We start from the raw sequence: 11364 nt of genomic DNA, 5'->3' as shown, positions 1-11364 counted from the left end.
GCGCAGGTGATGAAGGACAACGGTGGTGCCGACGTCATCCTCGACATCATGGGCGCCAAGTACCTGCCCGGCAACATCGCCGCGCTACGCACCGGGGGCCGGCTGGTCACCATCGGGCTGCAGGGCGGGGTGAAGGGCGAACTGAACATGGGGGTGCTGCTGGCGAAACGGCTGTCGGTGTTCGGGACGACGCTGCGGTCGCGGCCCGTCGACGGGGCCGGCGGGAAGGGTGAGGTCGCCGCCAAGACCCTGGAGGTCACCTGGCCGCTGATCGAGACCGGACGGGTGGTTCCGATCGTCGACTCGGTATTCGATTTCGACGATGCCGCGGCGGCACATGCGCGGCTCGACAGTGGGGATGCTGTGGGGAAGGTGTTGTTGCGTTTCGGTGCGTGAGAGTTTCGGGGTGGTCCGGTGAGGGTGGTATCTCACCGGACCCTTCGAGACCCTCGCTCCTTCGTCGCTTCGGCCTCAGGGATCAAGTGGCGTGCCCCCGCCCAGCACCGGCTCGGCCTCAGGGATCAAGTAGCGTGCCCCAGCCCAGTACCGGCTCGGCCTCGGGGATCACGATGCGTTGTCTGGCTGCGCAGGTGGCTCGCCGGCTGCCGGGCGACGACGGCCACGAATCGGGACCAGTTCGGCGATCTCACGACCGTAGCGGGTGACGGTGAACGACTCCCCACGTTCGACGGCATCCATGATCTCGCGCGACCGCATGCGCAGGTCACGCTGGTTGATTTCACCTCGAGTCGAACTACCCCCGAGAGCAGCGCCGAGTGCTACCCAGTGACGGCAATGTGAAGTGTCAGCCGAGGGAGGCGAGGGTGCGGGCCAGGTGATCTACTTCGACGGGGGTGGAGTAGGGGCCCAAGCCGATGGTGACGGCACCGCCGAAATCGTTGACGCCCATCACGTCGAGGGCGCGGCTGGGGACACCGGCGAGGGCACGGACTCCGTTGTCGGCGAGGCGCTGGACCACCTTGTCGGAGCTGACGCCGGAGAAGGTGAAGCTGAGCAACGGGACCCGGTTGGCCGATTCACCGATGACGTGTACCTGGCTCAGGTTTTCCAGCGTGGACCGCAGGTACACCATGAGACGGCCGAGGTATTCGGCCTGACCGCTGATCGCGGTGGTCAGCCGGTGCCGACGTTCACCGCCGGAATCCTCGTCGAGGCCGGCCAGGTAGTCGACAGACGCAACGGTACCGGCGAGGAGGGCGCCGCTGACCCGTTCGGGTTCGAGGCGGGCGGGGCCGGTGGCCTGCGGGTCAAGGCTGACCGATTCGAGGGCGTTGATCCGGCCGGGGTCGGCGAACACCATCGCCGCAACCGGCGGACCACCCCACCGCTGCGCCGACACCACCACCACGTCGGCGCCCAGTTCTTTGATGTCGAGAGTGTGGAACGGTGCGGCGCTGGTGGCGTCGACGACGAACAACGCGCGCGCGTGAGCGGCTCCCGGGGCGATGGGTTGAAGGTCGGTCAGCACGCCGGTCACCGTCGACGCCATCGACACCGTCACCACCGACACCGGGCCGGTCAGGAGTTTCTCGTACTGCCACGACGGCAGCTCTCCGGTCTCGACGTCGATCTCGGCCCACCGGGTATTCCAGCCGCTGCGTTTGGCCAGCCGCAGCCACGGGATGATGTTCTCCTCGTCGTCGGTGCGGCTGACCACGATGTCGCCGACGGCTTTGCGCGAGGACAGCAGCGACTCGGTGAGCGCCGATATCAGCGAGAGCCGGGAGTTGCCGAGGACCACCCCGGCGGGGTCGCCGCCCACAAGGTCGGCGATGGCCCGCCGGGCCCGGTCCGTGACGTCGGCCGTTGCCCGTCCGGTAGGGTAGAGCGGACTCGGCGGGGCGGAGAACTGCCGGAATCCGGTCGACACGGCCGAGGACACCGAGTCGGGGATCGGCATCCCGGCCTGCGGATCGAAGTGAATCCAGCCGTCGCCGAGCGAGGGAAACAGCCCACGCACGTACCCGACATCGAACGCCATGGTCCCCACCCTAACGCGCACCCCCGGCCAAACTCGCGCATTGCTGTCGGAGTGACCCCATAAACTCGTGCGCATGATTCCTAATCCGTTCAGCAGTGAGGGGTCGTCCGCATCGGGTGCCGGCGACGAACAGGTTGTAGTGGTCGGCGTCGATCACGGCGACGGCGAGGGGCAGAGCGTCGCAGAGATGGTGGAGCAGCCTGCCAAGGTGATGCGGATCGGCACGATGATCAAGCAGTTGCTGGAGGAGGTACGGGCCGCTCCTCTCGATGACGCGTCCCGCAACCGGTTGCGCGATATCCATCAGACGTCGATCCGCGAGTTGGAGAGCGGGCTCGCTCCCGAGTTGCGGGAGGAGCTCGAGCGGCTGGCGTTGCCGTTCTCCGACGAGGTGACGCCCTCGGATGCGGAGCTGCGGATCGCGCAGGCACAGCTCGTCGGCTGGCTCGAGGGGTTGTTCCACGGGATTCAGACGGCGTTGTTCGCGCAGCAGATGGCCGCCCGGGCGCAGCTGGAGCAGATGCGTCAGGGGGCGTTGCCGCCGGGTATGGGGGTGCCGGGCGCGCAGGGGCACGGCCACGACAGCACCGGGCAGTATCTATAGGACCGTGCGGGCCGCACCGGTGGCGGGCGTTTCGCTTGTATGCTGAATCTCCGTGTCAGTAGTTGTCGGCGACGACGTCCCCCCGGCCCCCGCGGTGTCCGATTCGCGTACGCTGCGTCGAGGTCTCGCCGACCTCGCCCAGGGGTTGCGCACGCACGAGCTGTGGCTGCACCTGGGTTGGCAGGACATCCGGCAGCGATACCGGCGGTCGGTGCTGGGTCCGTTGTGGATCACCATCGCCACCGGTGTGACGGCCGTGGCGATGGGGCTGCTGTACGGCGAGCTGTTCGATCAGGACATCAAGACGTTCCTGCCGTATGTGACGCTCGGGTTCATCTTCTGGAACTTCATCCAGATGTCGATTCTCGACGGCGCCGAGGTGTTCAGTAAGAACGAGGGCCTGATCAAGCAGATCCCGGCGCCGGTGAGCGTGCACGTGTACCGGGTGGTGTGGCGTCAGCTGATCATCTTCGCCCACAATCTGGTGATCTTCGTGATCGTGCTGATCGTGTTCCCGCAGGATCCGGGGTGGGGGGCGTTGCTGGTGTTCCCGGCGTTCGCACTGTACATCCTCAATTCGGTGTGGGTGGCGATCGTATTCGGCATTCTGTCGACCAGGTTCCGCGACATCGGTCAGTTGCTGACGACATCAGTGCAGTTGGTGTTCTTCATGACGCCGATCATCTGGTCCGCCGACAGTTTGAGCAGCACGACGCACGAGTCGTCGAGCAGGCTCAAGATCGTCGAGATCAACCCGATGTTCCACTATCTTGAGGTGGCCCGCGGGCCGTTGCTGGGCAACGACATCGAGTTCTATCACTGGGCGATCGTGCTTGGTTGTACGGCTTTCGGCTGGCTGCTGGCACTGTTTGTGATGCGTAATTATCGGGCCCGCGTGCCCTACTGGGTGTAGGAGAAGCACGAATGGCAACCTCTGATGTGCGGGTCGACACCTGGAATGCGGGTGTCGATTTCCCGATTTTCGATGCCAAGACGCGGTCGATCAAGAAGTCGGTGATCGGTGCCGCCGGCGGCGTGATCGGGACGACGGGCTCGAAGGTGATGGTCGTCGAGGCCCTCAAGGACATCAACCTGCATCTGCGGCACGGTGATCGGGTGGGTCTGGTGGGCCACAACGGCGCCGGAAAGTCGACGTTGCTGCGGCTGCTGGCCGGCATCTACGAACCGACGAGCGGGTCGTGCCGGGTGCGGGGCCGGGTGGCGCCGGTGTTCGACCTCGGCGTGGGCATGGATCCGGAGATCTCCGGGTACGAGAACATTCTGGTGCGCGGCATGTTCTTGGGCATGAGCCGCAAGGAGATGCTGCGCAAGGTCGACGACATCGCCGAGTTCACCGAACTGGGCGACTATCTGGAGATGCCGCTGCGCACGTATTCGGCGGGTATGCGGGTGCGGGTGGCGCTCGGGGTGGTGACCAGCACCGACCCGGAGATTCTGATCCTGGATGAGGGCATCGGCAATGTGGACGCCGCGTTCATGAAGAAGTCCCGCAAACGTCTGCAGGAGTTGGTGGAGCGGTCGGGCATTCTGGTGTTCGCGAGTCATTCGAACGAGTTTCTGGCGCAACTGTGTGATCGCGCGCTGTGGATCGATCACGGCCGGATCCGGCAGGAGGGCGGGATCGAGGAGGTCGTCGAGGCCTATGAGGGTCCCGAGGCCGCGGCAAGTGTGCGCAAGGTGCTGGCCGACATGAAGAAGGACAGCGAGTGAGCGAACGTATCGTCGCGGTCGTCGTCACGCACAAGCGCGCCGAGTTGCTGGCCGAGTCGCTGAAAGTGCTTGCCGCCCAGGATCGTCCGGTCGATCACCTCGTGGTGGTCGACAATGCCGACGAGGCCGTCGTGGCTGATCTTGTTGCCGGGCAACCCATCCCGACAACCTATATCGGTTCCAAGCGGAATCTCGGCGGGGCGGGCGGTTTCGCGCTCGGTATGTTGCACGCACTCGCACTGGGAGCCGACTGGGTATGGTGCGCCGACGACGACGGCCGCCCGGACGGTCCGTCGGTGCTCTCGACGCTACTCGCGTGTGCGAAACGCCATGGGCTCGACGAGGTGTCGCCGGTGGTCGCCCGCATCGACGACCCCGACACCCTCGCCTTCCCGCTGCGCCGCGGGCTGGTGTGGCGGCGCAAACGTTCCGAATTGTTCGCCGACGACGAGACGCAGGACGACGATCTGCTGCCCGGCATCGCGTCGCTGTTCAACGGGGCACTGTTCTCGGCATATGCCCTGGAAGTGGTCGGCGTACCCGATCTCCGGTTGTTCTTCCGCGGCGACGAGGTGGAGATCCATCGCCGCCTGCAACGATCGGGCCTGAATTTCGGCACCTGCCTGACCACCGGATATCTGCATCCCGACGGCGCCGACGAATTCCGCCCGATTCTGGGTGGCCGCATGCACACCCAGTACCCCGACAACGAGGTCAAACGGTTCTTCACCTACCGCAACCGCGGCTACCTGATGAGTCAGCCCGGAATGCGTAAACTACTGCCGCAGGAATACGCCCGATTCGGCTGGTATTTCCTGATTCAGCAGCACGACCCGAAGGGCTTCGCCGAGTGGATGCGGCTACGTCGGCTCGGCCGGCGGGAACGGTTCATCCGGCCCGAATAGTGTCATCGCCGGCTCTTCCTCGGGCAGGCCGAGATCTAGCTGCCCCTGCCCTTCGCTCAGGCGCTGGGCGGCGACCCGTTTGAGGATGTCGAGTTCCTTTGCCGAATGCGCCGACCCGAGGTGCTCGATCTGCCGTGACCCGCGCCGGTTGGCGTACACGATCTGCACCGCGGTCGCCCCCGAAGCCGTCTTCACCGTCCGCACATACGCCACGGGCACCCACGGTACAGGCAGCTACGACCAACTCACCGCATCCGATGCCCAGACCCCCGTATCCCAGGTTCCCGTATCCCGGATTCCCTCATCATCGACGTCCGGGTCATCTGCGCCACGATGCCCTCGGCGCTGCGGGCGGCAGCCCGGCACACCCGGGTGGTGAAACCATCGTTGAGCGGGTGGCCGGACCGGGCCCGCCATCGTTGCACGGCGGCCAACGCCCGGTCGCGGCCCGAGGTCATCGCCTCGAACGGATCCAGCCCGAGCCGGTCGTCGGGTGAGGCCCCGTAGCCGCCGATCAGGCGCGTCACCTCGACGATCTCACTGTCGGTGAGACTCGTCTTGCACGAACGCAGCCGGCCCAGCAGACGCACCTCCTCGAAGCCGTGGACGTCCCCGAGCAGCCGACGGGTGGCGGCCAGGATCGGCGCGGTGCCGTCGACGGGATGCCTGGTCAGTATCCGGGCGAGTTCGGTGAGCGCCGAATGGGCCTTCAACTGCTCTGCCCGCTGCCCGAATTGCACCTCGATCCGCTCACGCAGTTCGACGATTCCGCTGCGCTCGAGCAATTGGGCCGAGAGGGTCGCGGCATCGGGTACTCCTCCTTGCAGCAGGGCGATAGCGATACGGATGCCGAAGATGCCGAAGCGGTTCAGCAGGGCCACACGCACGTCGGCGGGAACCGGCAACGGACTGTTCTCGCGGGAGAATCGGTCGACGGACAGCATTGCGAGCTGCAGATCGTCGGCGGATGCCTCGGCAAGGGCACGCAGTGCGGTGAACTCACGCTGGCGCAGAGTCCGGGCGGTCACCGCGAGCAGCCCGGCGACGGGGACGACGGCCTGGCACAGTCCCGATGCCGACAATTCGCCGGCATATCGGGCGGCGATCTCCTGGGCCGAGAGCATCGCGTCGATCCGTCCCACGCCGATCTCGTCCGCACGTGAAAGGACCCCGATCACCCCGAGCGGGCCACCCCGGCCACCGACCTGCCGGTTGAGTTCGGCCAGCGTCGAATAGTCCGCGGCGGTGGACGTGCGCATCAGGTACACCACCGCATCGGCGCCCGACGTCCCGTCCTCGGGGGCGAGCAACCGCAGTGTGCGCCGGGAGATCTCGGCGTTCAGCGAGGTGGTGCCGGGGGTGTCGATAATGGTGACGCGGTTCAATTCCGGTGTCGGCCAGGAGACTTCGAGACGATCGAGCTCAGCCGGATCGAGCCGGCCGAGATCGAAGTTCAGGTGCGCGTCCCGCCGCTCGATGGGGACCGCGGCGTGCTGGCCGTTGACATGGCAGGCTTGCACCGACGGCGTGGTCCCGTGCCGGAACCAGGTGACGACCGTGGTGCATTCGGTTGCCGCGGTGGGCGCGAGTTCTTCGCCGATGAGGGCGTTGAGCAGGGTCGACTTACCCGCCTTCAACGCACCGGCCAGGGCGATGCGCAGCGGTTCGCGCAGTCGCCGGGCGCACCGCTCGACGTCGGCGAGCGCGATCGGCGGTGCGTTCCGGTCGCGCCGGTACACTTCGACGGCGTCGTCGAGGAGTCTGGCGAGTTCAGGCGACGTGCTCATGTGCTGCTCCTCTCGCCTTGTCCCCGCTCACTTTGTCCCCGCCAGCCTTGTCCCCGCTCACTTTGTCCCCGCCGGCCTTGCCCCCGCTCGCCCAGGAGGCGACGTCGGTGAGGAACTTGAGTCGGGACTCCAACTCCTTGGCCCGCTTTTCCTGCTGGGACACTTCGGATTTCGCCGCTGCCTCGATCGCCTTGAGTGATTCGGTCAACGACCGGGTGGTCTGTTCGGCGATGCCCCGGAAATGATCGCGCAGCACGCGCTGGATTTCCCGCAGCCGGGTCCGGGACTCGCGTCCGACCTCGAACAGCACATCGTCGACGAAGGTCCGGATCGCGACCTTCGCCTCGGCCCGGCGCCGCAACAGCCGGTTCTCGGCGTCCTCCTTGTAGGATTTGCGGCCGAGCAACATGCCGGCGGCCAGCGAGAACGTAACGGGTATCGGCAACCCCAGCATCGCCGGCAGCATCGCGAACATCATTATGCCGCCGTAGGATCCGCGCATACCGACGAGCATCTTCTCGCCGAAGCCCAGCGGCTCGAGGTCGAGGCCGACCAGATCGCTGACCGGGCCGAGTTCGCCGCCGACCGAGCCGAGGGCGCGTTCGGGAAGTTCCATATCGACAGCGTCGGAAAAGGATTCGGCGACTCGCCGCGCGAGCTCGAAGGATCGTTCGTGGGTGACGATGAAATTGTCCCCTACACTTTCGGCGATCTCGTTCTTGAGTTCTTCACCCAGTTCGTCCCACATCTGGGCCGGATCACCGGAATCGATTCTGGCCTCGTACTTCTTGAGCATCGTGCGGGTGCGCATCCGCAGGTCGTGGTCGGCATCTGCGGACAGGTCGGCCACGCCGTCGTTGAGCACCTGCTGCCACAGCGCCGATCGCGCCGACAGTTCCTTGGCCTCGACGCGGGCTCTGTCGAGTTCGGCGATGATCGCCTCGCGCGCAGCCGGATCACGGGCCGCTTCCAGCTCGGCACGAGTAACCAGCGCCAGATGCTCTGCGGACGAACCGATCTCGGCCATGACGAGCTTCTGCATCCGTGCGGTGGCCTGCGCGATCACCTTGGTGTGCAAGAACTCCAGGATGGCCGGGAAACCCGATTCGTCGTTGAGTTCGGTGTCGTTGAGCCGGATCGCGTGATCACGCAGAACGGACGACACCGGCAGCGGGGTCAGATCGGTGCCCTGCTTGCGCAGATGCGCGATGTCGGCGTCGACCACCTCCCGCCACATCGGATACAGATCTGTCTTGGTGCCCACCACGAGAGCGTTGCCGCACAGCTCATTTGCCTGCCGGATGAACGACATCTCCGGGGCCGTGTACTCCTGGCTGACATCGGAGGCGATGACGATCGCATCCGAGGACGCGAGCAGCCCGAGCGTGCCCGAGGCGTGCGGATTGCCCACCCCACCGGTTCCGGGCGTATCGACGACCACGAGACCGCGGGCCAGCAGCGGGGACGGAACCCCGATCTCCAGGCGGACCACGCGGGCACCGCCGGCTTCGGGTGCATGGGACAGATCCCGCGACACCGCGTCGATGGGCAGTTCGATGCTCCGCTCCCGCACCCGTCCGGAGTCATCGGGCTGCGGTTCCTCGACGATCAGCCGCGCCCGCGGCTGTTCGGAGTGCCCGACGACGGTGATCGTGGAGGTGGTCTCGCCGTCGCCGACCCGGGCGACGGGCACGTTCAGCAGGGCATTGATGAGATGACTTTTGCCCTGTTTGAGCTGACCGACCACCACCACGCGGGCGGCCGGGTCGTCGATCCGGGCCCGCGAGCCGCGAAGCCGGCGGGCCAGGTCGTCGCGCCCGGCGTCGTGTGCCATGTCGACCAGTCGCCCGAGGATCTGGCAAACCTTGGCGGTGTTCTCGTCCATCTGCTGATTCCTTCTCGTCTGCCGGGCCTGTTCTGGTCGAAAGATGTTGTTGCCGGGTTCGATTCCCTGGGATCACCCGGGTTGGGCGATCCCAGGGAATCGGTCACTGTACTGCCCGGTGCGCCCGTGACGGGCGTCCGCGGTCAAGCGTCGAAGACGTCGCCGAGGAATCCGACCGGATCGGACAAGCCGGCCATGACGTCGCCGACGACCGTGGTGTAGGAGTCACCGAAGTGCGTCGACTCGTGGGTGTTGTACGAATCGTCGGTGTTGAACGAGTCGTCGGTGTTGAACGAGTCGCTGACGTCGTGCGAATCGTGCGACGAGTTGTCGACCTTGAAGGCGTCGCTGATGTCGTGCGAATCGTGCGACGACTGATCGTTGAACGAGTCGTGGGCCGACTGATCGTTGAACGAGCCATTGAACGAATCGTGGGCCGACTGGTCGTTGAACGAGTCGTTGACCGACTGATCGTTGAACGAATCGGTGACGTCGTGCGAATCGTGCGACGACGAATCGTTGTACGAATCCTTCGTGACGTGGCTGCTGCTGTCGGAGGTGATTCCGCCGGTGCGGCCGCCCATGTCGATGTCGCCCAGATTGATGCCGCCGCCGTCGCCGCCGGCGCCCGGGCCGCCATGACCACCGGGTCCCCAGCCGCCGCCCCCGCCGACGCCCGCACCGCCGTCGCCCGCGTTGACGTTCAGGGTGTTGTGGCTGTCGTTCTGCGAGTTGTCGGTGTTCTGGGTGACCGTGGTGTTGCCGCTGCCGTCACCGGTGTACGACTGGTCGATGTTGGTGGTGGTCGTCGTGGTGGTGTTGCCGACGGAGTTGCCGATGCCGGCGACACCGCCGGTGGTGGCGACCGGGGCGTTGATGTCACCGCCGGCGGCGACCGCTCCGGTGCCCTCAGCCGTGACGTTGGTGTAGGTCGAGCTGTAGTCGTTGTTGCTCGCGTCGTACCACTGGTTTCCGCTCATTGTCTTTTCCTTTGCCTGAGTTGTGATTTGGATGTTGTCGGGATGGCTTCCCGATGTCTTCTACGTTATTTCTTGTTGTGCTGTCCGGGAACGGGGTTGACCCCCTCCGTCTTTGGGGGATCACCGGGGGTCTCCCCCGTCCGGGTGATCAGGGACCGCCCACCAGGTGGTGGTCGAGTTCGGTTGCCGCAGGAGCGGTATCGGCCACCGGGGTGATCTCGGGGACGTAGCTCACCGGTGCGGCATCGACCGGCTGGTCGTACACCTGCGAGTACGCACCGTCATCGACCGGCAGTGTCTCCATACCGATATCCCCGGGCGCCGCCAAATGCTCGATGGGAGACTGTTCACCACCCAATTGATCGGCCCCTGATTGGTCACCGGGCAGCTGGTCACCGGCCGAATCATCGCCGGGCAACTGATCACCCTGGGAGTGGCCGGCGTCGGGATGATCGACGGCCGCCTCACCGATCTCGTTGTCGCCCAACCGATCATCTTCGACGGGGGCGTCGCGAAACGGTCCCGACGTCGCCGGTATACCCTGCACCAATTCCGAATCATTTTCCGGTGCAGTGTGATTGACCTGCTGAACCGGCTCGGTCGACGATGTCTCCGAGGCCAGAAGTGTGGCCGGCACCGGTTCGAAGGCCTGCACCACCGGCTCGGCCGGCGCCGGGGACGACTGCGTGGGCGTGAGAAGCGGCACCGCGTCCACACCGATCGGAACCGGATGGAATGCCGCGGCCTGCACCGGGGCCGGGGCCGGGGCTACCGGTGCGGCCACCGGCGCCGGTGGGGCCGTTCCCGGAGCACCAGGACCCCCGTCGCCTCCTCTACCACCCTCTCCCGCACCGATATTCAGCTCGTTGTGGCTGTCGTTCTTCGAGTTGTCCTCGATGTCGGTGATGGTGGTGTTACCGCTGTTGTCGCCGGTCCTCGACGCGTCGACGTTGGTCGTCTCCGTCTTGTCCTCGTTGCCGACCTTATTGTCGGCTCCGGCGACGCCACCGGTGGTGGCCACGGGTGCGTTGATGTCACCGCCGGCGGCGACGGCACCGTCGCCGATCGCCTGCACGACCGTATTGTTGTCTCCGTAGATCTCGGTATGAATGATCTGCTGGTAGTAGTTGTTGGTGATCTGCTGGATGATCGATGCCGCCGAGCTGTCCGGGGGGCACGCCGGCGGCTCCCAGTGGCCACCACCGCCACCTCCACCACCGCCACCGCCCGGGGTGGGTGCGGTCGGGGTGGATACGGTCGGGGTCGGCGCAGGAATCGACTGCACCACAACCTCCACCGCATCGTGAACCTGCTGCGGGGTGACGTGTGAGAGATCGGCGTCGGCCAGGCAGCCGGCGGGGTTCTCGTTGAAGTGCTGTGCTTTGTCCGCGTCGCCGAACAGACTGCGGATGAACTCGATCAAGATGTTCTCATCGCGATCGTGGTCCTGCGCGGTCCGTTCGGGACTGG

The 11364-nt window shown here is 65.9% G+C and carries 11 protein-coding genes and 1 pseudogene; 5 read left to right on the top strand and 7 right to left on the bottom strand.

The genetic code is table 11. The features are described from left to right. A partial coding sequence (locus KDB67_RS08745; RefSeq protein WP_291014886.1) for a zinc-binding dehydrogenase occupies positions 1 to 396 on the top strand: 396 nt, incomplete at its 5' end. 168 nt (positions 397 to 564) lie between these two features. Here KDB67_RS08745 and KDB67_RS08740 read toward each other — a convergent pair. After that, a complete protein-coding gene (locus KDB67_RS08740; RefSeq protein WP_291014883.1) occupies positions 565 to 717 on the bottom strand; it encodes a type II toxin-antitoxin system prevent-host-death family antitoxin in 153 nt (50 codons plus the stop codon). Positions 718 to 805: 88 nt separating this feature from the next. Continuing rightward, on the bottom strand, positions 806 to 2002 hold the full coding sequence (locus tag KDB67_RS08735) for an aminotransferase class V-fold PLP-dependent enzyme (RefSeq protein WP_291014880.1): 1197 nt from the start codon (positions 2000 to 2002) through the stop codon (positions 806 to 808). Positions 2003 to 2075: 73 nt separating this feature from the next. Between KDB67_RS08735 and KDB67_RS08730 the strand changes: the two genes are divergently transcribed. From KDB67_RS08730 to KDB67_RS08715, 4 genes are read left to right on the top strand one after another with little or no spacing between them, the layout of a single operon-like run. Further along, complete coding sequence (locus KDB67_RS08730) at positions 2076 to 2606, top strand: bacterial proteasome activator family protein (RefSeq protein ID WP_291014877.1); 531 nt, start codon at positions 2076 to 2078, stop codon at positions 2604 to 2606. A 52-nt stretch (positions 2607 to 2658) separates the two neighbouring features. After that, on the top strand, positions 2659 to 3519 hold the full coding sequence (locus KDB67_RS08725) for an ABC transporter permease (protein ID WP_291014875.1): 861 nt from the start codon (positions 2659 to 2661) through the stop codon (positions 3517 to 3519). Positions 3520 to 3530: 11 nt separating this feature from the next. Next, complete coding sequence (locus KDB67_RS08720) at positions 3531 to 4337, top strand: ABC transporter ATP-binding protein (RefSeq protein ID WP_291014873.1); 807 nt, start codon at positions 3531 to 3533, stop codon at positions 4335 to 4337. Next, a complete protein-coding gene (locus KDB67_RS08715; RefSeq protein ID WP_291014870.1) occupies positions 4334 to 5242 on the top strand; it encodes a glycosyltransferase family 2 protein in 909 nt (302 codons plus the stop codon). Before KDB67_RS08720 ends, KDB67_RS08715 begins: the two co-directional genes overlap by 4 nt. Before the next feature lie 30 nt (positions 5243 to 5272). Here KDB67_RS08715 and KDB67_RS08710 read toward each other — a convergent pair. From KDB67_RS08710 to KDB67_RS08690, 5 genes and pseudogenes are all read right to left on the bottom strand, one after another. Continuing rightward, positions 5273 to 5410, bottom strand: a pseudogene (locus KDB67_RS08710) (IS1634 family transposase); the annotation flags it as partial. A 77-nt stretch (positions 5411 to 5487) separates the two neighbouring features. Beyond that, positions 5488 to 7029 (bottom strand): dynamin family protein, encoded by a 1542-nt coding sequence (locus tag KDB67_RS08705; protein ID WP_291014868.1) that lies wholly within the window; start codon positions 7027 to 7029, stop codon positions 5488 to 5490. Then, entirely contained in the window at positions 7013 to 8914 is a 1902-nt protein-coding gene (locus KDB67_RS08700; RefSeq protein WP_291014865.1) for a dynamin family protein, read from the bottom strand. Before KDB67_RS08700 ends, KDB67_RS08705 begins: the two co-directional genes overlap by 17 nt. A 143-nt stretch (positions 8915 to 9057) precedes the next feature. Continuing rightward, positions 9058 to 9894 carry a hypothetical protein gene (locus tag KDB67_RS08695; RefSeq protein ID WP_291014863.1) on the bottom strand — a complete coding sequence of 279 codons (837 nt, stop codon included), beginning with the start codon at positions 9892 to 9894 and terminating at the stop codon, positions 9058 to 9060. A gap of 148 nt (positions 9895 to 10042) precedes the next feature. After that, on the bottom strand, positions 10043 to 11364 hold a 1322-nt coding region (locus KDB67_RS08690; RefSeq protein WP_291014860.1), incomplete at its 5' end, for an IniB N-terminal domain-containing protein.

Origin of the sequence: Gordonia sp. (in: high G+C Gram-positive bacteria) (genome assembly GCF_020438995.1) — a bacterium.
Taxonomy (GTDB): domain Bacteria; phylum Actinomycetota; class Actinomycetes; order Mycobacteriales; family Mycobacteriaceae; genus Gordonia.
Note: the sequence above shows the minus strand (reverse complement) of the source record. Positions and strands in the feature narration are given on the sequence as shown.